Origin of the sequence: Bacillus cereus (genome assembly GCF_015071065.1) — a bacterium.
GTDB lineage: Bacteria > Bacillota > Bacilli > Bacillales > Bacillaceae_G > Bacillus_A > Bacillus_A cereus_BA.
In genome coordinates this window covers 921187-945901 of record NZ_VOVA01000001.1, presented here as the reverse complement: position 1 = coordinate 945901, position 24715 = coordinate 921187, and the positions used below count along the sequence as shown (strand labels likewise).

Here is a 24715-nt window from a genome sequence, read left to right as displayed (position 1 = left end):
ACGCTCTTTGAGGTGAGGAAATGGAGCATATTCAAAATTCGTTTGCGAAGTTAATGGAAAATAAAAATTTTAAAAATAGATATGAAGTGTTAAAAGCAGAAGTAATGGCGCACCCACGTGTGAAAGAATTTATAGACGAACATAAAGGTGAAGTAACGACTTCGATGATTGAACGAAGTCTTGTGAAGTTATATGAATACATTGGACAAAGTGTAGGGTGCGCTGATTGTCCAAATTTAGGGTCATGTAAAAATATGCTGCAAGGATATGAGCCGAAGCTTGTCATTCAAGGTAAGATGATTGATATTCAATATGATCGCTGCGTAAGAAAAGTAGCGTATGATGAGAGAAAAAAACATGAAAAACTCGTTCAAAGTGTGTATATGCCAAATGATATTTTACAGGCATCTATGGAAAACTTAGACCCTTCAGGTTTAGATGCACGTATTGAGGCGATTGGTGCAGCGAATGAATTTTTACGTGCATATGAACCGGGGAAAAAAGTGCAGGGCTTATATCTTTACGGTAAATTTGGTGTAGGGAAAACATATCTTTTAGGGGCGATTGCAAATGAGCTTGCTCTAAAGAAAATAAGTTCGATGATTGTATACTTCCCGGAATTTTTACGTGAAATTAAAAGTTCGATTCAAAATAATACGATTGGGGAAAAGATTGATGCGGTAAAACGCGTACAAGTATTAATGTTAGATGATATCGGAGCGGAAGCAATGTCAAGTTTTGTACGTGACGATGTTCTCGGTGCAATCTTGCAATTCCGTATGTTAGAAAATTTACCGACGTTCTTTACGTCTAACTTTGATTTCAAACAGTTAGAACATCATTTAACATATACACAGCGCGGTGAAGCAGAAGAGATGAAAGCAGCCCGTATTATGGAACGAATTCAATATTTAGCGAAGCCGATTTCTATTGGTGGAAAGAACCGTCGTCATAAGTAAAGAGCAAGCTGAGAAGCTTGCTCTTTTTATTTTAAACATTTTTTCAGAGTAGCTTGTATCATTTTTTTCTCCCTCCCTTAATATATATAAAATTAGCAAGCCATATCGAGTGGATGTTCTAACGATGGGAGATAGGTTTCTACTAAGAGTGAACTTCCATAGATCGGACTCTTATAGGATTTGTAACGTATAGATGCAATCCTTTAGAGCAGGGATAAAAGGGGGGACAAAAGTGATTGAAATTTGCTTCGAAGAAAAAAATGATGCTGTACACGTATACAGACAACTAACGAAAAGAACGGAATCCTTATATAAGGAAACAAGTGTATATTTAAACGAACAAAAGGTTGTTATTCATATACCATTATGTGAATCGAATTATATTGAAAAGATTTTATTGCCAGTATTACTATATTTCATTATGAATGTGAAACAAAATGAATGGATTCATACCATTTTAAAGGAAAAGTTTTTTTATGAAGAACAAGAAGAGTGCCATCAAATATTGCATATGGCACATGAGATTTTAAAGGAAAGAAGAAAAGGAGTAGCTCGTGATTTAACACGTCAAAAATTTGAATCTTATATTGCGTCGTCTTTGAATGATTGGCTTTGTGATCCGCTCTCATTCTCGTTTTCATCATACGTTCGTTTTCGTCTTCGTACATATAGGGAAATGGTAGCTAAGCTTGCTGAAGTTGCAATTGATGAGTATAAGATGGAGCAGGAATATCAAATGTTCATTGAGACACTTCGCCAACAAGTAAGTAGCCGGAAATCACGTTTGTCCTGTGTACATCTTATTTTTGATGAAAGTTTTATTTTCTATGATGATAAAGGTAGACGTTTAAAACAGGAGAAATTGGTTCAATATATAGATGAAGAATTATTAAAGAACCAGGATGTATATATCGATACGAAAGTAATTGCACCACTTCTTTCTATTTCGCCGAAAAAGATTTATTTATATACGAAAGAACAAGATCATAATATGATTATTACATTGCGAAATGTATTTCAGGAACGAGTGCAACTACATGGATTACATGAATTTGAGCGCAACGTGAAAAATTTAAAAAATAAAGGTAACGCCCTTGATTTTCTAAGTTTTTGAGCATATAATTACCTACATAAATGAAATATATCGAAATGTTATGATGAGGACATGGGTAGTTTTCTACGATTTTCAGAGAGGGAAGCCTTAGGGTGTGAGCTTCCTAGTACGGGATAATTACTTACCACCTCTAAACTTTAGCAGTGAACGTTTTTCTAGTAATTGCTAACGGACAACACCGTTATGTTGAACTTGAGCAATTAACAATAATGTTAATTGGAACAAGGGTGGAACCACGAATTCAACACTCGTCCCTTTTTATGGGATGAGTGTTTTTTATTTTGAAAAAAAGAGGAGTGACCAGTGATGGCAGATGTAGTTAAAATTACTTTCCCTGATGGAGCTGTGAAGGAGTTTCCAAAAGGCGTAACAACTGAAGAAATCGCAGCTTCTATTAGCCCAGGCTTAAAGAAAAAAGCTGTGGCTGGAAAATTAAACGATGAGATGATCGATCTTGTTACACCAATCGAAGAAGATGGTGCAGTTTCTATTATTACATTAGATTCTGAAGATGGCTTATACATTTTACGCCACTCAACAGCCCACCTTTTAGCGCAAGCGTTAAAACGTTTATATAAAGATGTTAAGCTTGAGCTTGGCATTGGTCCAGTAATCGAAAATGGCTTCTACTACGATATTGATATGGAAGAAGCAATTACAGTTGAAGACTTCAAGAAAATCGAAAAAGAAATGCAAAAAATCGTGAACGAGAACTTAGAAATCGTTCGTCATGAAGTACCACGTGCAGAAGCACTTCGTCGCTTTGAAGAAATCGGCGATGAGTTAAAATTAGATTTAATTAACGATCTTCCAGAAGATGCAGTTATTTCAATCTATGAGCAAGGCGAATTCTTCGACCTTTGCCGCGGTGTTCACCTTCCATCTACAGGGAAGATTAAAGTGTTTAAATTATTAAGCGTTGCAGGTGCTTACTGGCGCGGTGATAGCAATAATAAAATGTTACAACGTATTTACGGTACTGGATTCGTTAAGAAAGCAGAATTAGATGAGCACTTACGTATGCTTGAAGAAGCAAAAGAGCGCGATCACCGTAAATTAGGTAAAGAGTTAAAACTATTTACTAATAGCCAAAAAGTAGGACAAGGTTTACCACTTTGGTTACCAAAAGGTGCAACAATTCGCCGTATTATCGAGCGTTACATCGTTGATAAAGAAGCAAGCTTAGGCTATGATCACGTATACACTCCAGTATTAGGAAGTAGAGAGCTTTATGAAACTTCTGGTCACTGGAACCATTACCGTGATGGCATGTTCCCATCAATGGAAATGGATAATGAAGAGTTAGTTCTTCGTCCAATGAACTGCCCTCACCATATGATGGTTTATAAAAATGATATTCACAGCTACCGTGAATTACCAATCCGTATTGCGGAACTTGGAACAATGCACCGCTATGAAATGTCTGGAGCATTATCTGGATTACAACGTGTACGCGGAATGACTTTAAACGATGCGCACATTTTCGTTCGTCCAGATCAAATTAAAGAAGAGTTAAAACGTGTTGTTAACTTAACTTTAGAAGTGTACAAAGATTTCGGTTTAGAAAATTATTCATTCCGTCTATCTTATCGTGACCCAGCAGATACTAAAAAGTATTATGCTGATGATGAGATGTGGGAAAAAGCACAAGGTATGTTAAAAGAAGCTATGGATGAAATGGGTCTTGATTACTATGAAGCTGAAGGTGAAGCGGCATTCTATGGCCCAAAACTTGACGTTCAAGTTCGTACTGCTCTTGGAAAAGATGAAACACTTTCAACTGTACAATTAGACTTCTTACTTCCAGAACGCTTTGAATTAACTTACGTTGGTGAAGACGGTAAACAACATCGTCCAGTTGTAATTCACCGTGGTGTTGTATCAACTATGGAACGTTTCGTAGCTTTCTTAATTGAAGAATACAAAGGCGCATTCCCAACTTGGTTAGCTCCAGTTCAGGCGCAAGTAATTCCAGTTTCTCCGCAAGTACATTTAGACTATGCGAAGAAAGTACAAGATGAATTACGACGTGCTGGTATCCGTGTTGAATTAGACACTCGTGAAGAGAAAATTGGTTACAAAATCCGTGAAGCACAAATGCAAAAGATTCCGTACATGCTTGTAGTAGGTGACAATGAAGTTACTGAAAATGGCGTTAACGTACGTAAGTATGGTGAACAAAAATCAGAAACAATCGCATTAGATGCGTTTGTTGACATGATTAAAGTAGAAGGAAAACGATAAGAAAAAGCCGCGGTATACCGCGGCTTTTTTATGTATTATAAAAAAGAAAATCTAGAAAAAATAACCAAACAATACTTATCATAAAAAAGTATTGCAAGTATGCTGGTTGTTTGTTACAATATTTCTTGTTGTTAGTAAAACACATCGCGTCTTCTTGACAGACGTCATGTCCTATGATAAACTCATCAAGGATAATAGAATATGGTTTTGACAAGTAGAAGCACCCGCTTCTCACCTGATGGACGCATTCGCAGTTAGCAGGTAAATGTATTTCTTACTAAAGATATTACAAGTGTGGGTGCCGTGTGCCCGCACTTTTTTTGTTCGGGTTCTACAATTGCAAAACGTATTCTAAGAAAACCTTGGAGGTGGCTTACTATTAGCAAGGATATGATGATTAACGAGCAAATTCGTGCACGTGAAGTACGCTTAGTTGGCGCAAACGGCGATCAACTTGGAATCAAGTCTCGTAATGACGCTTTAGACTTAGCTGCAGGTCTTAATCTTGATTTAGTATTGGTTGCTCCAAATGCGAAACCGCCAGTATGCCGCATTATGGACTACGGTAAATTCCGCTTTGAGCAACAGAAGAAAGAAAAAGAACAGCGCAAAAATCAAAAAGTAATTAGCATGAAAGAAGTTCGTTTAAGTCCAACAATTGATGAACATGACTTTAACACAAAACTTCGTAATGCTGTCAAGTTTTTAGAGAAAGGCGACAAGGTTAAAGCGTCAATTCGCTTTAAAGGACGTGCCATTACTCATAAAGAAATCGGTCAACGTGTTTTAGATCGCTTCTCAGAAGCTTGTGCTGAAGTTAGTACAATTGAATCTAAGCCTAAAATGGAAGGACGCAGTATGTTCTTAGTTTTAGCACCGAAAAACGATAAGTAATAGATAGAGGAGGAAATACCTATGCCTAAACAAAAAACTCATCGCGGCGCTGCAAAGCGTTTCAAAAAGACTGGATCTGGTAAACTGAAGCGTTCTCACGCTTACACAAGCCATTTATTCGCTAACAAATCTACAAAAGCTAAACGTAAACTACGTAAAGCTGGTGTAGTTAGCGCTGGTGACTTCAAACGCATTCGTCAAATGCTTGACAACTTAAAATAAGTTCGGCTGATATATAGAACAAACTAGGAGGTAATATTATGCCAAGAGTAAAAGGTGGTACAGTTACTCGTCAACGTCGTAAAAAAGTTATAAAATTAGCAAAAGGTTACTACGGTTCTAAGAGTACATTATTTAAGGTTGCTAACCAACAGGTTATGAAATCTCTAATGTATGCATTCCGTGACCGTCGTCAAAAGAAACGTGACTTCCGTAAATTATGGATTACACGTATCAACGCAGCAGCTCGTATGAATGGTCTTTCTTACAGCCGCTTAATGCACGGTTTAAAAAATGCTGGCATCGAAGTTAACCGCAAGATGCTTGCTGACTTAGCTGTTCATGACGAAAAAGCTTTCGCTGAATTAGCAACAGTTGCAAAAAACAACATTAACTAATTGTTTAAAACCTTAGAAGATCTGTCTTCTAAGGTTTTTTTATTTGTATTCATTATAACGATTCAATAACTTGTGAAATTTCCCGCTTAGTGTCGTCACAATTAAATGAGTTATTTCTCTCTAGTATATTAAGATGTGCTTGTAAGAGCTTTTGTAACGATAACGAGGATGCTTTTTTACATGAAAGTAGGAAAGAGTAACGGACGTGTCGTTATCGATATGACAAAATCAATATAAAAGCTATAGCGATATAAAAGAATATATATATAAAGTCAGGAGAATCCTCCTGACTTTTTTTATTTGAACTCATTCGTGAAGAAGTGTATCTTTCCTAGCAGAAACGACACTGCTATAATGGAAAGATGATATGGAGCTTTCATCAAGTGAACAATCTATGAGTGATGATTGAAACGTATTTGCAAATTAAGGACAAGCTATCTTTATAAAGATGTAGGTAGCTGACTTGTTAATAAGAAATGAAAAATAATAATGAACTTTGAGATGAAACAACATTGTTGCGGAAAATGCGATGTTGGAGGAGGACAATAGAATGGACTTACTACAACTATTTAAATTACAAAAAGAATTAGATGACCGTATTGTGAAAGAACATGACTTACAACCGAAGAAATTGTTAAAAGAAAAAATGTTAGCTCTTCTTGTAGAAATTGGAGAACTTGCAAATGAAACACGTTGTTTTAAATATTGGAGCAATAAACCAGCGTCAGAACGTGAAGTAATATTAGAAGAATACGTAGATGGTTTACATTTTATTTTATCAATCGGAATCGATTTAGGAATTGATAAAAACTTCTTATTCTATAAATGTGCGCAAACGAATAAAACACAAGTGGAAATTTTCTTAGACACATATGCGAAAGTAATTCGTTTTACAGATCAACCTTCTATTACGAACTATATTGAACTATTTACAAGCTATCTTCGCCTTGGACAAGCGCTTGAATTTGAACAAGAAGAGATTGAAAAGGCATATTTAGATAAAAATGAAGTAAATCATCAGCGTCAAACACAAGGATACTAATTTAATTTTTGAATATTTCAATTTCCTTTTGTATAATAAAGTGACTGAAGAAAAAGGAGGGTGTTGGCAATGATAAAATTAGACGAGACATTGACAATGCTAAAAGAATTAACAGACGCACGCGGTATTGCGGGTAACGAGCGCGAACCACGTGAAGTAATGAAGAAATATATTGAGCCGTTTGCAGATGAACTTTCTACTGATAATTTAGGAAGTTTAGTTGCGAAAAAAGTTGGGGAAGAAAACGGCCCGAAAATTATGGTTGCAGGTCATTTAGATGAAGTTGGCTTTATGATTACGCAAATTGATGACAAAGGCTTCCTGCGTTTCCAAACGATTGGTGGCTGGTGGTCGCAAGTTATGCTTGCGCAGCGTGTAACGATTGTAACGCGTAAAGGAGATGTAACAGGTGTAATTGGTTCAAAACCACCGCACATTTTACCTCCAGAAGCTCGTAAAAAACCAGTTGAAATTAAAGACATGTTCATCGATATTGGTGCTTCTAGCCAAGAAGAAGCGATGGAGTGGGGCATACGACCAGGAGATCAGGTCGTACCGTACTTTGAATTCCAAGTGATGAAGAATGAAAAGATGTTACTTGCAAAAGCATGGGATAACCGAATTGGTTGTGCAATTGCAATTGACGTATTAAAACAATTAAAAGATGAAAAGCATCCAAATGTTGTATACGGCGTTGGTACTGTACAAGAAGAAGTTGGTCTTCGTGGTGCGAAAACATCTGCAAACTATATTAAGCCAGATATCGCATTCGCTGTAGATGTAGGTATTGCTGGGGATACACCAGGTGTAACGGCAAAAGAAGCGCAAAGTAAAATGGGCGATGGACCGCAGATTATTCTATATGATGCTTCTGTTATTGGTCATACAGGTTTACGTGATTTCGTAGTTGATGTTGCTGATGAATTACAAATTCCATATCAGTATGATTCTGTAGCGGGCGGGGGAACGGATGCAGGAGCAATTCACATTTCTGTAAACGGTATTCCGTCTATGGCAATTACGATTGCGACACGCTACATTCATTCTCATGCAGCGATGTTACATCGTGATGATTATGAAAACGCAGTGAAGTTAATTGTAGAAGTTATTAAACGTCTTGATAAAGAGGCTGTACATAACATTACATTTAATTAATAGAAAAAAGCGAAGGGTAATTTCCTTCGCTTTTTCCATTTTTAAAACGGTCTTTCTAATCCTGCTGCAGTATGGGCTCCTAAAATAATTAAGCGAGTTAATTGCATTGCCATGAAATGCGGGGTATAAATCATGCCTCTTTTTAACCATGACATAATCATTCCGATGTGAGCCCCTGTAACATAACTAATAAGAATGTCACGAGGAACCATGAGTTCTTCATCATCCGGCTGTGAAATAGATAAGCTTAATGTTAAATGTGTTTGGACTGTTTTCATCATTTTATAAGAGTAATTTCCAGCGGCTTTATCACCAAGCATAACGTTATAGAAGTTCACATTTTCTGCTATATGTTCAAACAAAGCTAAAAAGGTTGGATGTGGTGAGTCAAATGTGAGCTGAAAATCTTCTTTATTTCGTTTTTGTGGTTTAATTACTTCAGCTAGTTTTTCTAACATTTCTTCTATGCTTTTTTCTAATAAATCATATTTGTCATGGTAATGGCTATAAAATGTAGCACGATTTACAGGAGCACGTTCCGCGATATGTTGCACAGTTACATTTTCAAAGCCCTTTTCGCCTACTAAAGCGACAAAAGCATCCTGTATGAGTTGTCTCGTTCGTTTTACACGTGGATCATTTGTATTTTTAATAGACATTGTTACTTCACCTCGTTTAATTTTTTCAACTTAAACAACACATGTATAGTCTAATGTTGTTTAAACAACATATAGATTTAAATTGTTGGTTGTAGATTCGGGATAATTATTTATAATTATAAACGATAGTCCTTTAGAAATCAGCACCGCTAGGATGCAGACAAAGCATAGTTTGCATCGTAAAAGGTGTGCTTTTTTTGTTTAAAGGTTAATATAATTAACAATTAAACAATGTAAACAATAAGGATGTAAATAGTTTAGAAAAAAATTATATGCGATATAAGGAGAGGAATGCAATGAATCAGTTTCGAAGAATGGTCATTATTAACATTATCACATTAATTGTATTAGTTGGCGGCGGCATTGGCGGTTATTACTACTATAATCAAACAGAAAATTATTTAAAGACAGAAAATGCAAAGATTGACGGGAAAGTAATCCCGATTGCATCGCCAGTAGCAGGTAAATTAACGGACTGGAAAGCTGAAGTCGGAAAAAACTACAATGAGAACGATAAAGTAGGTGCGGTTACTGTAGCAGGAGCAAATGGTGAGCAAACAGTAGATGTAACAATTCCGCAAAATGCAACAGTTGTACAATCAAATGCAACAACTAATGCATTCGTTGGAGCAGGTAGCCCGATTGCTTATGCATTTGATATGAACAATTTATGGGTAACGGCAAATATTGAAGAAACAAATATTGATGATGTTCAAAAAGGTCAAACAGTAGATGTGTATGTAGACGCATACCCAGATACAACGTTAACAGGGAAAGTAGAACAAGTTGGATTAACAACAGCGAATACATTCTCGATGTTACCATCAAGTAACGCAACAGCGAACTATACGAAAGTAAAGCAAGTTGTGCCAGTTAAAATTTCTTTAGATCATAGTAAATCAGTAAATATTGTTCCTGGAATGAATGTGTCAGTTCGTATTCATAAGTAAGGGGGAGATGAGATGTCCTCAATTGCAATTGTAGGATATGCACTATTTTGTATAATCGTCTTCTTCCTTATAAATCGTCTTTTACGAAAGAAAAAAACGAATGTGGGAGAAGAACAAGTCCCAGCCGTAAGTAAGATAGAAGTAAGTCAAGCAGAAACAGTAGAGAAAGAACTTGAACAAGAAACAGAAGCTTCTAACGTAGTGGAATTAGAAACAGGGAAGCAAGAGCAAGTAAAACAGGAAAAAGAAATGCTGAAGAGACAATTGCCGGTAGAGAATGTGAATGTAAAGGCAGTTGTAGCTGTATTAATTCTCGGTATGTTCGTTTCTATTTTAAACCAAACGATCATTAATGTTGCATTGCCTCCATTAATGAACGAATTTAACGTATCAACTTCAACAGCACAATGGTTAATTACAGGCTTCATGCTTGTAAACGGAATTTTAGTACCAATTAGTGCATTTTTAGTTTCACGGTTTACGTATCGTAAATTATTCATAGCAGCAATGTTATTCTTCACTGTAGGATCTATCATTTGTGCTACATCAGGAAACTTCACAATGATGATGACGGGCCGCGTTATTCAAGCGGTTGGTGCAGGTATTTTAATGCCAGTCGGTATGAATATATTCATGACATTATTCCCGCCTAATAAACGCGGAGCAGCTATGGGGTTACTTGGGGTGGCGATGATTTTAGCACCAGCTATCGGACCAACTGTAACAGGTTGGGTAATTGAAAACTATAGCTGGAACTTAATGTTCTATGGGATGTTTGTTATCGGTTTAATTATTACGTTCTTATCTTTAAAATTCTTTACACTAGCTCAGCCAGTGTCTAAAACAAAGTTAGATGTATTCGGTGTTATTAGTTCAAGTATTGGACTAGGTAGCTTACTGTACGGATTTAGTGAAGCTGGAAATAATGGCTGGACTAGTGCAGAAGTTGTTATAACACTTATTATCGGTGTCATTGGTTTAGCTGTATTTATTTGGAGAGAGTTAACAACGGAAAATAAAATGCTTGATTTGCAAGTGTTTAAATATCCAACGTTCACTTTCACATTAGTAATAAACGCAATCGTAACGATGGCATTATTCGGAGGTATGTTATTACTTCCAGTATACTTGCAAAACATTCGCGGTTTTACACCGATGGAATCAGGTTTATTATTACTTCCAGGATCATTAATTATGGGGATTATGGGACCAGTTGCAGGTAAACTATTTGATAAGTATGGAATTCGTCCGTTAGCAATTGTCGGATTAGCCATTACAACATTTGCGACATATAAATTTACAACGTTATCGATGGATACACCGTATAGCGTTATTATGACGGATTATATTATACGTTCAATTGGTATGTCATTTATTATGATGCCAATTATGACAGCTGGTATGAACGCGTTACCGATGAAATTAATTTCTCACGGTACAGCAACGCAAAATACGTCAAGACAAGTAGCTGGTTCAATTGGAACAGCGATATTAATCACGCTTATGACGCAACAAACTACTGCTCACGTAGCGGATTACGGCAATATGTTAACAACGTCAAACCCGATTTTAGTTGATAAAGTACACGGTATGGGCCAAAGCTTAGCGGCATTAGCTGGATCAGCTCAAGCAGGAGATGCGATGAGCACGCAACTATTATTCGGACAAATTTCAAAGCTATCTGCAATTAACGGTATTAACGATGCCTTCTTAATTGCAACGATACTCGCAGGTATTGCTTGGGTGTTATCGTTCTTCTTACCATCAGGCAATAAACCAAATAGAAAAGCAGGGAATTAATTTCCCTGCTTTTTTTTGCATGTTATAAAACGATTCAGTTAGATATAGAATGAATCCCCTACAGACATGAGTTCCCAGAAGATAACCCCTAATATTCCTGCAATAAAAATAATAAACCCCATATTACGTATACTTTTAATTTTTACTTGTAATCCACTTACCCCTGCTAATAATCCAGTTAAAGAAAACAATGTCCAGTATAGAACAGTTGGAATAGGAAGGATTGTATCGGCATTAACCCCCATGCCCCAAAAAACAAAAGGTAGCGTGACAAAGGAGAAGCTGAGTAGCCCCATTAAACCAACAAATAATTTACGATGTTTAATGCTAGTGATAATTAAAAAAATACCACCGAAAAATCCGCATAAAACAAGAAGTGGCATATAAACAATCCAAAGTAAGCTCAATATATAATCTCCTTCTATGTAATGAGTTATATTTTACTACATAAGGTTTATTTTGGATATTATTAATAAATATATATAATTTGATAGAAATGAATAGTAACGATACGAATTAATAAGTGTAGAGCACGTTAGAGAGGAGGGAGCATATGAAAATTACAGAAGAGAACGTCGCCAAGCAGTTAAGGAAAAGGAACGAAAAAGCATTATACTTTATTATCGACCAGTACGGCGGACTTATAAAAAGTATTACACAGAAGCATTTAGCTTCTTTTGAAGATGTGCAAGAAGAGTGTATGGATGATGTGTTATTGGCGATTTGGAATCATATTGAAAAGTATGATGAAGAGAAAAATACATTAAAAAATTGGATTGCAGCTATTACAAAATATAAATCTATCGATTATGCGAGGAAATATGCAAGGGCAGTAAACGAAAAAGGATTAGATCAAATAGGTGAAATGGCAGTGCCGACTGATACTTCTAAAAATGAAATTAGTAACGATATGGAACATATATTAGGTCATTTAAAGAAGAAAGATAAAGAAATCTTTATGAAGCATTACGTTGAAGAAGATAGTGTAGAAGACATTGCAGAAAAAATGGGGGTGAAAACTTCTTTTATATACAATCGTCTATCGAGAGGTCGAAAGAAGTTACGGGCATTATTTTTACATAACCGTATGAAATAATTAAGAAAAGAGGTGAGGAAAGTGAAAGATCCGTATGAAATGTTAAATGAAGTAGTGATTGATGAAAATGAGTATAGGGAAGTTACATTAAGTGATATAGAGAAAAAGATAATGAAGAAGAGAATTAGTAAACGATTAAAAAAGAAAAAAGGACATAAGAAGCGTAATATAGCTATTGTAACATCGGCTGCGGCGTTATTTATCATCACGATGACGGTAGATATGAGAGGGATGATTGCAGATATACCGTTAATCGGTAGTAAAATGGAGGACTATGTGAATAGTAGGGGAGAACCGTTAAAAGAGTATAAAACGACAATTGGACAAACAGTTTATGATAATGGTGTAGAAGTAAGATTAGATGAAGTGATGATAGATGAAGAACAGATTATTGTTAATAGTACGTTTAAGTCTAGCGGTGTTAATCTAGGAGACATTTTTTTACCGAACCCCAATATTTATATAAATGGAAAAGAGTTAAATGGTAGTGGGGGTGGAGATAATCAAAAAGTAAACGATTATACATACACCTTTTTTACTACTACAGATTTGAAAGATACACAAATGAATCCAATGGATCTGGACGGAGATCTAGATATACAAGTTGTATATAGAAGACTTACGCCGTTAAATAATAAAACTCCAATAAAAGGAGAATGGGGCTTTTCGTTCAAAGCATCTGGAGACAAATTAAAAGCTGAAACGAAAACAATCCCAATCCATAAACATTTTAAGCTGGAAAATGGTCAAAAGATAGAAGTGGAAGATTTAAAAGTTTCTCCTGTATCTACGAAGTTAAATTATAAAATGATGAATGGAACAAAGTTAGATGTGACATTTACCGCAAAAGATCAAGATGGAAAAGAGTTAAAACCAGTTTCAGGTCATACATTAGCGGAAAATAGTTATTGGCGTTTTGAAAAGCTAGAGGACAGCGTAACGAAAATTATATTGACTCCAGTCATAACTTCTGGTGAAGAAGGAGACAAGAAAACGGTTTATCGAAAAGTGTTAACAGAAGAAGATTTTGAAGTTGTTATAAAATAATAAAAGAGGTATCACTCTGTAGTGATGCCTCTTTCTCATTGGTAACTATGTTTTGCCTTGTTATTCGATTTCGATTGCTCTATTTGTAATTCACGCTCTACCAATCGGTCTAATTGCTGCATTGCTTTTAGTGCTTTTTCATAAGAAATCGTTCTATAATGGTGCGCTCCGCCTGGCTCTTCGTCGGCTTCATCCGCCCACTTAATAACGTTTTGTAGAGGTGTTCTTTCAAGCGTTTGTTCTAGTAGGAAAGAATCAGTGTGCAGAAGAATTGCAACAGAAATTTCTTTTGCTAGTTTCGGATGTTCTCCTAATCTAATAAGCAATTTATGAGCTCTTTCTGCTCCTTTAATCGCATGTATATCATTCTTTTTATACAAGTCATAGTCCCATTCTCCCTCACTGTACCATGTGTGATGTCCGATATCATGAAGGAAACCAGCCTTTGTCGCAGCATCGACTGAGGCGTGATGCTTTTTAGCTAAATGAAACGCATGATAAGCGACAGCAATCGCGTGGACCATTCCAGAACGGTTTACATATTTTTGTGTAATGTGATGTTTAAAAATTTGTTCAAGCGTAATAGGACGCATAAAACATTCACTCCTTTTATCTATTGATGTATTTAAAGAAAAACGATCGGTTTAAATGTATTTTGAACATTGTACTCCATCATACAACGTTAGTAAAGTAGAAATATTTAGGGGAATAAAATTTTTATCCCGCATTAACGGGCAGTAAAACTCCCACCTCAAAATTCGGCTGGAGCAAAGAAGTTAGGTGGGAGATTAACTGCCCGTAAACGCCCGATTGGTGAAGGCTAATAATCAGTGGGGGATGAACAAAAACCCCACTGATTATAGTTTCACTTTATGTGCATAAAAAAATCACCTTAGTTTTTTTCTAAGGTGATTTTTTATTGATTATTTTTTTAATCCTTGCTCCAGTGTTCCTAACATTTCGTGTTTTTCATTTTCATCAGCATTTTTCCAAATGACTTCGAATAAAACGCCAAGGCCTGGAAGCATTTTTTCTTCACCGCTTTGAATTGCATCGACAATTGTCTCTTGTAATTGATCTTGTGAATTTCCAGTTACATTCGCTAATACAGCGCCGCGTAGATTAAAACTCATCACTTTCACCTCTTCTTCAGAATTGAAACTGACGTTAGTTTTTGTTCTTTTTTATGTAAATATGTATGAAAAATAGGCTATAATGATAAGACAAGAAGAGAGGGAAATACATATTATGAAAAACATTGATTCAGTACAAAATCCGCGTGTGAAGCAGTGGAAAAAGCTGCAAACGAAAAAAGAACGCGATAAGCAAGGGTTATTTTTTGTTGAAGGGTTCCACTTAGTAGAGGAAGCTTTAAAGGCAGGAGTTGTAACAGAACTTATCGTTTCAAATCAGACAGATCTTCCGAAAGATTGGACAGTTAATGATGTTGAAATGTATATCGTGCCTGAAGCAATTGTAAAAGTACTTCGCGAAACAGAAACAACACAAGGTGTATTTGCTGTTTGTGAGAAACATGAGAAAGAAGTAGCTCTTACTGATGGGAAATTTCTTTTATTAGACGGCCTTCAAGACCCAGGTAATTTGGGAACGATTATTCGTACAGCTGATGCAGCTGGTATTCATGCCGTTGTGCTTGGAGAAGGGTGCGTTGATGTTTATAATAGTAAAGTACTACGATCTACACAAGGTTCTATTTTCCACTTACCGGTTGTAAAAGGGAACTTAGAAGAATGGGTAGACAAGTTAAAAGAAAATAACGTCCCTGTATATGGAACAGCTCTTGAAAATGGAGTTCCATTTGGTGAAGTAACACCGATAGGAAGTTTTGCATTAATTGTAGGAAATGAAGGAAGCGGCGTACGCCAAGAAATTCTTGCGAAAAGTGATCAAAACTTGTATATTCCGATTTACGGCGGGGCAGAATCATTAAATGTTGCGGTTGCAGCAGGGATTTTAACGTATTATTTACAAAGCCCAGTTGCGAACAAATAAAAAACTTCTTATAATAAGTTGAAGTATATGTTTGTAATGAACATACAATAAAAGTTAAATAACGAAAAACGTTGATAGAGAAGAGTAGCTTACAAAATCGCCATATAGGGAGAGAGTGCCGTAGACTGAAAGCATTCTTATGGTAGATGGAAGTGAATTCACCTCTGGAGTTGGCGCCAGGACCATTTATATGTAAAGGCGTTCCGGTCAGAATTGATCGTTATAACTAATGAGTGGGCAGACTTGTTCTGTCAATTTAGGGTGGTACCGCGAATTTACCTCGTCCCTTTTTGGGAGCGAGGTTTTTTTATTTTAAAAATTAGGAGGATTCCAAATGGAAGCACGTTTAAAAGAGCTAAAGCAAAAAGCGTTAGAGCTTATTGAAGAAGCGAAAGAGCTAAAGGGCTTAAACGACGTACGCGTAGCGTATTTAGGAAAAAAAGGTCCAATTACAGAAGTATTACGCGGCATGGGAAAATTATCAGCAGAAGAGCGTCCACGTATGGGAGCATTAGTAAATGAAGTACGTGAAGCGATTCAAACTCGTCTAGAAGACAAAATTGGCAACTTAGAAAAAGCAGTAATTGAAGCGAAATTAGCTACTGAAACAATTGATGTTACACTGCCGGGTCGTCCTGTTGAAACAGGTTGCCATCATCCATTAACAGCAGTTGTTGAACAAATTGAAGATGTATTCATCGGTATGGGTTATGAAGTAGCTGAAGGAACAGAAGTAGAAAAAGACTACTACAACTTCGAAGCATTAAACTTACCGAAAGATCACCCAGCGCGTGATATGCAAGATACATTCTACATTACAGAAGAAACGTTACTACGTACACATACATCTTCTGTGCAAGCACGTACGATGGAAAAGAATAAAGAAAAAGGACCGATTAAAATTATTTGTCCTGGTAAAGTGTATCGCCGCGATGACGATGATGCGACGCATTCACACCAATTCATGCAAATTGAAGGTCTTGTAATTGATAAAAACATTCGCATGAGTGATTTAAAAGGTACACTGCAAGTATTCGTGAAGAAGATGTTCGGTGAAGATCGTGAAATCCGTCTTCGTCCAAGTTTCTTCCCATTCACAGAGCCATCTGTAGAGATGGATATTTCTTGTATGATGTGTCACGGTAAAGGTTGCGGTACTTGTAAAGGGACTGGCTGGATTGAAATTTTAGGCGCAGGTATGGTTCATCCGAACGTACTTGAAATGGCTGGTTATGATTCAAAAGAATATCAAGGTTTCGCATTCGGTATGGGCGCAGAGCGTATCGCAATGTTGAAATACGGCGTAGATGACATTCGTCATTTCTATACAAATGATGTACGTTTCTTACAACAATTCAAACGAGCGTAAGGGAAGGAGAGGATAAATATGTTCGTATCATATCGTTGGTTACAAGAGTATGTAGATATTAAAGATGTAACAGCACAAGAACTAGCAGACAAAATCACGAAAAGTGGTATTGAAGTAGAAGGTGTTGAATTATTAAATAAAGGTGTAAAAGGTGTTGTAGTTGGTCACGTATTAGAATGTGAAAAACACCCAGAAGCTGATAAATTAAACAAATGCTTAATCGACATTGGTGAAGAAGAGCCAGTTCAAATTATTTGTGGTGCTGCTAACATTGCAAAAGGTTTAAAAGTACCAGTTGCAAAAGTTGGCGCTGTACTTCCTGGTAACTTCAAAATTAAAAAAGCAAAACTACGCGGGGAAGCTTCTCACGGTATGGTTTGTGCTCTTCAAGAGCTTGGTATTGATGGGAAATTCGTTGCGAAAGAATATGCAGACGGTATCTTCATCTTCCCAAGTGATGCTGAAGTCGGTGCAGATGCACTTGAAATTTTAAATTTACATGATGAAGTACTTGAGCTTGGTTTAACACCAAACCGTGCAGATTGCTTAAACATGTTAGGTGTTGCATATGAAGTCGCTGCTATTTATGGTCGTGAAGTAAAACTTCCAGCTATCAACTTACAAGAAACAGAAGAAAAAACATCTGATTACATTTCTGTAAGTGTAGAAGCGAAAGAAGAAAATCCATTATATATTGCGAAAATGGTGAAGAACGTAAAGATTGGTCCATCACCAATGTGGATGCAAACTCGCCTTATGGCAGCTGGCGTTCGTCCAATTAGCAACGTAGTTGATATTACAAACTACATCTTAATGGAATACGGTCAGCCGTTACATGCATTCGATTACGATAAATTAGGTTCAAAAGAAATCGTTGTTCGTCTAGCTAAAGAAGACGAAAAGATTCAAACATTAGATGATCAAGAACGTACGCTACAAAGCCATCACCTTGTTATTACAAACGGTGAAAAAGCGTTAGCTGTTGCTGGTGTAATGGGTGGAGCGGATTCTGAAGTTGATAGCGATACAGTAAACGTTCTAATTGAGTCTGCATACTTTGCAGGTCAAACAGTGCGCCGTACATCAAAAGACTTAGGTCTTCGTAGTGAATCAAGTGCACGTTTTGAAAAAGGAATCGACCCAACACGTACATTCGAAGCAATTCAACATGCAGCTGCTTTAATGGCGAAATACGCTGGCGGAGAAGCACTTGAAGGTGTAGTAGAAGCTGATAACTTACAAGTACAAGAGCGTACAGTATCTGTTACTGCTGAAAAAGTAAACCGTGTATTAGGTACAAATATTTCTGCGAGTGAAATGGGTACAATGTTCACAAACTTGAAATTCCCATTCACAGAAGTAGAAGGAACATTCCATGTGAATGTACCAGCACGTCGTCCTGATATTACAATTTCAGAAGACTTAGTAGAAGAAGTAGGTCGTCTGTATGGTTATGATCACATTCCAGTTACATTACCTTCTGGAACGATGACACGTGGTAAATTAACATCAGCACAAACGAAACGTCGTAAAGTACGTCGCTTCCTAGAAGGTGCTGGCTTATATGAAGCAATCACATATTCATTAACAAGCGCTGACAAAGCGAAACAATATATGATTGAGCCAAACGAAAAAGCTCCTGTAAATCTTGCGCTTCCAATGAGTGAAGAGCGTAGCCAACTTCGTTTAAGCTTAGTGCCACAATTGTTAGAGGCAGTTTCATACAATGTTGCACGTAAAAACGACAGCGTTGCTTTATATGAAGTAGGTTCTATCTTCTTACCAACAGAAGCAGGAGAACTTCCGAAAGAAGAACAACATCTTGCGGGTGTTATGACAGGTCTTGCTCTTCACCATGCATGGCAAGGTGAGAAGAAAGTTGTAGACTTCTTCGTTGTTAAAGGTGTATTAGAAGGATTATTCGACGTACTTGGCGTTTCAAACCAAATCACATATGCACCAGCAAAACGTGAAGGTATGCATCCAGGCCGTACAGCTGACATCGTATTAGATGGTGAAGCGATCGGATTCATCGGTCAATTGCATCCGGAAACAGAAAAACAATTAGATGTGAAAAATACATTCGTATTCGAATTATCTCTTGCAAAAGTATTCGGTGCAGACGCTGAGGAAACTTACTACTTAGCAATTCCACGTTTCCCATCTATGACACGTGATATGGCTGTTGTAGTAACAACAGAAACAAAAGCTGGTGAAATGAAGCAAGTAATTGCTGAAGCTGGCGGAGAACTTCTAAAAGAAGTAACACTATTCGACTTATACGAAGGTGAGAAAATGGAAGAAGGTAAGAAATCACTTGCATTCTCTATGAACTACTTCGATGCAGAACGTACATTAACAGACGAAGAAGTAACAGAAGCACATAGCCGTGTATTAACAGCGGTAGAAGAGAAATTTGGTGCGGAGTTACGTAAGTAATAAAAACAGCTGCCGGAATTTTCCCGGCAGTTTTTTTATTACAATGGTTGTTGAAAGATGCCGGTAAGTCGATATTTTATGTCGAATCGCTGATAAATTTGAAGTTGTGGTCGATAAATTATAAAAATCGCCGATATATATCAAGGCATCTTGCATCTTTCCCTCGAATGTAGTACATTAATTTTAGTTTAACAAAACGAAAGACGATGATAAGGAAAAGTAGTATATACTATAATCCAAAGCGAGTCAGGGGCGGTGAGAGCCTGATGAGGCGGTATATGTGAAGAACACCTTGGAGTTGCTAACCGAAATTGAAACTTGTATTCAAGAGTAGACTTAGACGGGAATCCGGCCTGTTACAAACCGGGAAGTATGTATTACATACGAGTTAAAGTTGGTCTTTATGACAAATTGGGTGGTACCGCGAAGTTTAACCTTTCGTCCCTTTATGGATGAAAGGTTTTTTTGTATTTAAATATATGAGTAAAGGAGAATTTTACTATGGAAAACACATTAGTAAAAAGTCTGTATAGAGATACAGATAAATACGCAGATCAAACAGTACAAGTATCAGGTTGGATTCGTAACTTACGTGATTCAAAAGCATTTGGTTTCATCGAATTAAACGACGGTAGCTTCTTCAAAGGTGTTCAAATCGTTTTCGATACAGAATTAGAGAACTTCAAAGAAATTGCAAAGCTTCCACTTAGCTCTTCAGTTAAAGTAGAAGGTAAAGTAATTGCAACGCCTGGAGCGAAGCAACCATTTGAAATTAAAGCAGAAAAAATTGATATCGAGGGCTTATCAGATTCTGATTACCCACTTCAAAAGAAGCGTCACACGTTTGAATACTTACGTACAATCGCTCACTTACGTCCAAGAACAAATGCATTCTCTGCAACGTTCCGTGTACGTTCTATCGCAGCATTTGCGATTCACCAGTTCTTCCAAGAGCGTGGATTCGTACATGTTCACACACCAATCATCACTGGTAGTGATACAGAAGGTGCAGGCGAAATGTTCCGCGTAACAACGCAAGATTTAAACAACGTATCAAAAGGTGAAGATGGACAAGTTGACGAATCAAAAGACTTCTTCGGTAAAGAAACAAACTTAACAGTAAGTGGACAGCTGAATGCTGAAGCTTATGCATTAGCGTTCCGTGATGTTTACACATTCGGACCTACATTCCGTGCGGAAAACTCAAACACAACTCGCCACGCAGCTGAGTTCTGGATGGTTGAGCCTGAGATTGCATTTGCTGAATTAGGCGATGTAATGGATCTTACAGAAGATATGCTGAAATATGCAATGAAATATGTATTAGAGCATGCACCAGAAGAAATGGACTTCTTCAACAGTTTCGTTGATAAAACAGTTCTAGAGCGCATGAACAACGTAATCAACTCTGACTTCGGTCGCATCACTTATACAGAAGCAATTAAAGTACTTCAAGAATCAGGTGCTGAATTCAAATACCCAGTAGAATGGGGTATTGACTTACAAACAGAGCACGAAAGATACTTATCAGAAGAAATCTTCAAACGCCCTGTATTCGTAACTGACTATCCGAAAGACATTAAAGCATTCTACATGCGTATGAACGAAGATGGTAAAACAGTAGCTGCTACTGATCTTCTAGTTCCTGGTATCGGTGAATTAATCGGTGGTAGCCAACGTGAAGAAAGAATGGACGTTTTAGTAGACAGAATTAAAGAATTAGGTATGAACGAAGAAGACTACTGGTGGTACTTAGAACTTAGAAAATACGGCGGTACAAAACACGCTGGATTCGGCCTAGGTTTCGAGCGCTTCCTAATGTACATCACTGGTATGGCTAACATCCGTGACGTAATTCCATTCCCAAGAACTCCAGGTTCTTCGGAGTTTTAAGATAAAAAAAGCGAGAGCAACTGCTCTCGCTTTTTTTATTGGAAGAGGGTGTAACTACAACCCGAATTTTATAAAGTATTTCACGATTGGAAAAGATGTTGTTCATAGTTCCCTTCCTACTTCATATATAAGTAAAACGAATGCGACATTTATAGGGAAGGGGTTTTGGTACAATGGGGGAAATTCCAAGTCATACAAAGTGGACATTGCATGACAAGTATGTAGTAATCACTGGTGCAACAAGTGGTATTGGATTAGCGGCAGCTAAGGCATTTGCAGAACGCGGCGCCAAACTAGGAATTATTGCACGCAACGAAGCAAAAGCGAATGATGCTATGACTCAAATTAAGGATGTAACGAATGGGGATGCGGTGATAGATCTATTTTTAGCTGATATGGCTTCCCAACAATCTATACGCCGGGTAGCTGCTGATATTTTAGAAAGGTGTCCTAAAATAGATATATTAGTGAATAATGCGGGTGCTTTATTTCAAACAAGGCAGCTTACGGAGGACGGTTTGGAGATGACTTGGGCGGTCAACCATTTAGGTCCATTCCTACTTACTAATTTACTATTGGAGCGTTTAAAGGAAAGTGCTCCTGCTCGTGTCATTACTACCGCATCTCACGGTCACAAAATGGCTAAAAAGGGAATTGATTTCGGTGATCTAGATGCAGAACAACTGTATCGCGGTGTTAAGAAGTTCATGGGTGGTCCTACAATGCGTTATGCGCAAACAAAACTAGCTAACATTTTATTCACCGCTGAATTGGCACAGCGGTTGGAGGGGACGGGTGTTAGTGCTTATAGCTTTGATCCGGGGCTAGTGGCTACGAATTTCAACCAGGACAATGGTCTCGTTTCTCGCTTAACTATGGCAGCAATGAAACCTTTTTCTCGTACGCCCGAGGAAGGTGCTGAAACTTTAATATGGCTAGCAGAATCAAACGGATTCATTGACCATAGTGGCTGTTACTATGCCGATAAGCAAATAGGAAAAGTGTCTGAAGCCGCCTTGGATAAGGGTGCCGCAAAACGTCTATGGGACATTAGTGAAAAACAGACACGAGAGTAAAAGAGTAGCGAGTGTCTGTTCAGAGTATTATGTTGAATAGTTTTTTACCCTTAAGTAAAAAGTAATCTTGGGGGTGAGTGCAATGAGTAAAAAAGTGAAAACAAATCATTCTAGATCAAGCCTAGGTTCTCCAGAGGTGGAAGGACAAGGAACAACTGCGCATGAAACGGGTTCTCATAAAGTACCTTCATCAAATAAGAAGCAGAAGCGAAGTTAAACATAAAAAAGGGATCCCTTTTTTATGTGAATAGTAAATGAACGGATATCGGCCGAAATTGAAATATATCGATATACCGAAGGAATGCGACGAAAATAGGAACGTGTGAGATCCTATTTACTCATTTTTCATCCATGAAAGGCGAAAAGAATTGAATTCTTTTCGCCTTGTTTAGTTCATACAAATCCTGTCGATACTAAAAAGTAGTTATTTTTTTAATAAACGAAAAGCCTTCTCCGTATTAGCAAAATGCAGTTTCACAAACTCAGGTAATCGTTCTTTACCAAGCTTTTGAATTAATTTAGCAGCGGCGATATCAACTTGTTTACCAGCACCTTTTGGAAGTGGCATACCAGCTTTTTTGCTTAGTTCGTCAAATTGTTTTACGAATGAGTAACGAGCCAAAATGGAAGCGGCGGCTACTGCTAAATGGACACTTTCACCTTTTGTAGCGAAATAAACATTTTCACGTTGTACCTGTTTTTGTTTTGCTAAATATTTATAGTATGTATCAGGTTGTGTGAATTGGTCGATTAAGATGCCCTCAGGTGTGGTAGGTGCTATTTTTGCTAATAAGTTTGTGATGGCTTTATTATGCAGTAAAGCTTTTAGTTTACCTTGGTTGTTTCCTTTATCAAATAGCTCGTTATATTTTTCATTGTGAAGAACGAGAGAGCTATAAGGAACAACGTGAAGGAGTTGTTTTGCAATTTCAGTAATTTGAGCATCATTTAAGTTTTTGGAATCTTTTACACCAAGTTCTTTTAAAAGTGGAATTTGCTTCGCATCCACATATACAGCAACAACTGTCATCGGTCCAAAGAAATCTCCAGTACCTACTTCATCGGACCCTAAAATCGACATTGTGCCAATAGAAGAAGGTGGTGCATATTGGTGCGAATTGGCCGATTTTTTTACAGCTGATTTTGGTGTTTGAGAGACAGTTTGCCAACGAGCAGCCTCTGCTTCGGCACGGCCCCCTTGGAACATTACTTTGCCTGATTTATATGCTGTAATCGTGCAAGATGGTACCTTTGCCATGAAGACACCGCCTTGCGGAATTTTCGGGCTAAGTGCCTGTTTATACTGTTGTTTCATGTCTTCAATTGCACTAGAACTTGTCTGTATTACGATAGAATTTGACAAAATGGTCGCTCCTTTTTTAATATTGTTATTTTTATCATATCGGATTGTTCTTTCTGTTTCCATATTATGATGGTTCATGGTATGATAAACTTTAGGATTCTGTACGTGATTGGAGGCCGGTGAGTTGTCACAACAAAAGGGAAATAAAAGTCGAATTAATGTAGAAATATATGGTCAACAATATTCAGTTGTTGGCGATGAAAGTACAAGTCATATCCGCATGGTAGCAGCGATTGTGGATGATAAAATGCGCGAACTCAATGCCAAGAATCCTTCGCTTGATACGAGTAGACTAGCGGTATTGACGGCGGTAAACGTCATACACGATTACATAAAATTAAAAGAAGAACATGAGAAATTGAAAGAAAGTATGACACAAAAAGGAATTGAATAACATGATTGATATTATTATCATTTTATTGCTTGTTATGGGATTTTTCCTCGGTTTACGTAGAGGATTTATTTTGCAACTTGTAAAGTTAACAAGCTTTATTATCGCATACCTCGTTGCATACTGGTACTGTAAAGATTTAGCGCCAGCACTTGCGAAAATTATTCCGTATCCATTTGATAAGAATGTGTCTGTTCCAGAATGGATAGATGCGAATAATATTGAGGGTGTCTTCTATCAAGCAATTGCGTTTATTGTATTATTTATTATTACAAAAATCGCACTTTCACTACTTGGTAATTTACTGAATATGTTTGCAGAAATCCCAGTTTTAAAGCAAGTCAATGCGGTTGCTGGGGCACTTCTTGGCTTTTTAGAAGTGTATATCATTCTGTTTGTCTTAATTATTGTTGGATCAATTCTTCCAATTGAACAAATACAAACACCATTACAAAAATCATCAATTAGCAAAATAATTGTAGACGATACACCGATTCTTTCTGAAAAGGTGAAGGAGCTATGGCAGACAGGTAGCAGAGTATAACTTCTCTTTTTTCAGAAAGAGGAGTTTTTTTCTATGAACGAAAGGCGGGA

Annotated in this window: 25 protein-coding genes and 4 other annotated features; of the genes, 20 read left to right on the top strand and 5 right to left on the bottom strand. The window is 37.2% G+C overall.

Annotated elements, in window-relative coordinates; all coding sequences use genetic code 11:
- Positions 1-20 precede the first annotated feature (20 nt).
- The 8 genes from dnaI to FT637_RS04910 all read left to right on the top strand — a co-directional run bounded on the left by dnaI (position 21) and on the right by FT637_RS04910 (position 8025).
- The gene (gene dnaI, locus FT637_RS04945; protein ID WP_193645342.1) at positions 21-959 is read left to right on the top strand and encodes a primosomal protein DnaI; all 939 of its coding nucleotides are present in this window, start codon (positions 21-23) and stop codon (positions 957-959) included.
- Positions 960-1191: 232 nt separating this feature from the next.
- Positions 1192-2073 carry a putative sporulation protein YtxC gene (gene ytxC / locus FT637_RS04940; RefSeq protein WP_193645341.1) on the top strand — a complete coding sequence of 294 codons (882 nt, stop codon included), beginning with the start codon at positions 1192-1194 and terminating at the stop codon, positions 2071-2073.
- A gap of 31 nt (positions 2074-2104) precedes the next feature.
- Positions 2105-2332 (top strand) — a binding site (T-box leader).
- A gap of 47 nt (positions 2333-2379) precedes the next feature.
- On the top strand, positions 2380-4317 hold the full coding sequence (gene thrS, locus FT637_RS04935) for a threonine--tRNA ligase (protein WP_002034275.1): 1938 nt from the start codon (positions 2380-2382) through the stop codon (positions 4315-4317).
- A gap of 206 nt (positions 4318-4523) precedes the next feature.
- Positions 4524-4644 (top strand) — a sequence feature (ribosomal protein L20 leader region).
- Between the two features lie 63 nt (positions 4645-4707).
- Positions 4708-5211, top strand: coding sequence for a translation initiation factor IF-3 (gene infC, locus FT637_RS04930; protein ID WP_002015470.1), 504 nt, complete (start codon positions 4708-4710; stop codon positions 5209-5211).
- A gap of 21 nt (positions 5212-5232) precedes the next feature.
- Positions 5233-5433 carry a 50S ribosomal protein L35 gene (gene rpmI / locus FT637_RS04925; RefSeq protein WP_001125945.1) on the top strand — a complete coding sequence of 67 codons (201 nt, stop codon included), beginning with the start codon at positions 5233-5235 and terminating at the stop codon, positions 5431-5433.
- A gap of 38 nt (positions 5434-5471) precedes the next feature.
- Complete coding sequence (gene rplT / locus FT637_RS04920) at positions 5472-5828, top strand: 50S ribosomal protein L20 (RefSeq protein ID WP_001138364.1); 357 nt, start codon at positions 5472-5474, stop codon at positions 5826-5828.
- Between the two features lie 550 nt (positions 5829-6378).
- On the top strand, positions 6379-6870 hold the full coding sequence (locus FT637_RS04915; RefSeq protein WP_000365057.1) for a dUTP diphosphatase: 492 nt from the start codon (positions 6379-6381) through the stop codon (positions 6868-6870).
- A 69-nt stretch (positions 6871-6939) separates the two neighbouring features.
- Entirely contained in the window at positions 6940-8025 is a 1086-nt protein-coding gene (locus tag FT637_RS04910) for a M42 family metallopeptidase (protein WP_193645340.1), read from the top strand.
- Positions 8026-8066: 41 nt separating this feature from the next.
- Here the strand turns inward: FT637_RS04910 and FT637_RS04905 are convergent, their stop codons facing one another.
- A complete protein-coding gene (locus FT637_RS04905) occupies positions 8067-8684 on the bottom strand; it encodes a TetR/AcrR family transcriptional regulator (protein WP_002067422.1) in 618 nt (205 codons plus the stop codon).
- 296 nt (positions 8685-8980) lie between these two features.
- Here FT637_RS04905 and FT637_RS04900 point away from each other — a divergent pair, with 296 nt between their 5' ends.
- Positions 8981-9634 carry an HlyD family secretion protein gene (locus FT637_RS04900; protein WP_193645339.1) on the top strand — a complete coding sequence of 218 codons (654 nt, stop codon included), beginning with the start codon at positions 8981-8983 and terminating at the stop codon, positions 9632-9634.
- 12 nt (positions 9635-9646) lie between these two features.
- A complete protein-coding gene (locus FT637_RS04895; protein ID WP_193645338.1) occupies positions 9647-11434 on the top strand; it encodes a DHA2 family efflux MFS transporter permease subunit in 1788 nt (595 codons plus the stop codon).
- A 38-nt stretch (positions 11435-11472) separates the two neighbouring features.
- On the opposite strand, the gene FT637_RS04890 is transcribed toward FT637_RS04895, so the two are convergent.
- Positions 11473-11844: a DNA-binding protein gene (locus FT637_RS04890; protein WP_193645523.1), complete on the bottom strand. Its 372-nt coding sequence runs from the start codon at positions 11842-11844 to the stop codon at positions 11473-11475.
- 143 nt (positions 11845-11987) lie between these two features.
- Here FT637_RS04890 and FT637_RS04885 point away from each other — a divergent pair, with 143 nt between their 5' ends.
- Both FT637_RS04885 and FT637_RS04880 read left to right on the top strand, forming a co-directional pair.
- Positions 11988-12530 carry a sigma-70 family RNA polymerase sigma factor gene (locus FT637_RS04885; protein ID WP_193645337.1) on the top strand — a complete coding sequence of 181 codons (543 nt, stop codon included), beginning with the start codon at positions 11988-11990 and terminating at the stop codon, positions 12528-12530.
- Between the two features lie 21 nt (positions 12531-12551).
- Positions 12552-13577, top strand: a complete 1026-nt coding sequence (locus FT637_RS04880) for a DUF4179 domain-containing protein (protein WP_193645336.1) — start codon at positions 12552-12554, stop codon at positions 13575-13577.
- A gap of 35 nt (positions 13578-13612) precedes the next feature.
- Here FT637_RS04880 and FT637_RS04875 read toward each other — a convergent pair whose 3' ends face one another.
- Both FT637_RS04875 and sspI read right to left on the bottom strand, forming a co-directional pair.
- Positions 13613-14170 (bottom strand): HD domain-containing protein, encoded by a 558-nt coding sequence (locus FT637_RS04875; protein WP_193645335.1) that lies wholly within the window; start codon positions 14168-14170, stop codon positions 13613-13615.
- 330 nt (positions 14171-14500) lie between these two features.
- Positions 14501-14710: a small acid-soluble spore protein SspI gene (gene sspI, locus FT637_RS04870; RefSeq protein ID WP_193645334.1), complete on the bottom strand. Its 210-nt coding sequence runs from the start codon at positions 14708-14710 to the stop codon at positions 14501-14503.
- An 82-nt stretch (positions 14711-14792) separates the two neighbouring features.
- Between sspI and FT637_RS04865 the strand changes: the two genes are divergently transcribed.
- The 6 genes from FT637_RS04865 to FT637_RS04840 all read left to right on the top strand — a co-directional run bounded on the left by FT637_RS04865 (position 14793) and on the right by FT637_RS04840 (position 22584).
- Complete coding sequence (locus FT637_RS04865) at positions 14793-15590, top strand: TrmH family RNA methyltransferase (RefSeq protein ID WP_193645333.1); 798 nt, start codon at positions 14793-14795, stop codon at positions 15588-15590.
- Between the two features lie 62 nt (positions 15591-15652).
- Positions 15653-15881, top strand: a binding site (T-box leader).
- Positions 15882-15924: 43 nt separating this feature from the next.
- Positions 15925-16959: a phenylalanine--tRNA ligase subunit alpha gene (pheS, locus tag FT637_RS04860; RefSeq protein ID WP_002015457.1), complete on the top strand. Its 1035-nt coding sequence runs from the start codon at positions 15925-15927 to the stop codon at positions 16957-16959.
- A gap of 18 nt (positions 16960-16977) precedes the next feature.
- A complete protein-coding gene (gene pheT, locus FT637_RS04855; protein WP_193645332.1) occupies positions 16978-19398 on the top strand; it encodes a phenylalanine--tRNA ligase subunit beta in 2421 nt (806 codons plus the stop codon).
- Positions 19399-19595: 197 nt separating this feature from the next.
- Positions 19596-19847: a binding site (T-box leader), on the top strand.
- Between the two features lie 52 nt (positions 19848-19899).
- Positions 19900-21291 (top strand): asparagine--tRNA ligase, encoded by a 1392-nt coding sequence (gene asnS / locus FT637_RS04850; protein ID WP_193645331.1) that lies wholly within the window; start codon positions 19900-19902, stop codon positions 21289-21291.
- Positions 21292-21464: 173 nt separating this feature from the next.
- On the top strand, positions 21465-22367 hold the full coding sequence (locus FT637_RS04845; RefSeq protein ID WP_193645330.1) for an SDR family oxidoreductase: 903 nt from the start codon (positions 21465-21467) through the stop codon (positions 22365-22367).
- A gap of 82 nt (positions 22368-22449) precedes the next feature.
- Positions 22450-22584 carry a YuzL family protein gene (locus FT637_RS04840; RefSeq protein WP_193645329.1) on the top strand — a complete coding sequence of 45 codons (135 nt, stop codon included), beginning with the start codon at positions 22450-22452 and terminating at the stop codon, positions 22582-22584.
- A 207-nt stretch (positions 22585-22791) separates the two neighbouring features.
- Here the strand turns inward: FT637_RS04840 and rnhC are convergent, their stop codons facing one another.
- Complete coding sequence (rnhC, locus tag FT637_RS04835) at positions 22792-23730, bottom strand: ribonuclease HIII (RefSeq protein WP_193645522.1); 939 nt, start codon at positions 23728-23730, stop codon at positions 22792-22794.
- Positions 23731-23854: 124 nt separating this feature from the next.
- Here rnhC and zapA point away from each other — a divergent pair, with 124 nt between their 5' ends.
- Both zapA and FT637_RS04825 read left to right on the top strand, forming a co-directional pair.
- Positions 23855-24124: a cell division protein ZapA gene (gene zapA / locus FT637_RS04830; protein WP_002112165.1), complete on the top strand. Its 270-nt coding sequence runs from the start codon at positions 23855-23857 to the stop codon at positions 24122-24124.
- A gap of 1 nt (position 24125) precedes the next feature.
- Positions 24126-24665 carry a CvpA family protein gene (locus FT637_RS04825; protein ID WP_002015450.1) on the top strand — a complete coding sequence of 180 codons (540 nt, stop codon included), beginning with the start codon at positions 24126-24128 and terminating at the stop codon, positions 24663-24665.
- Positions 24666-24715 lie beyond the last annotated feature (50 nt).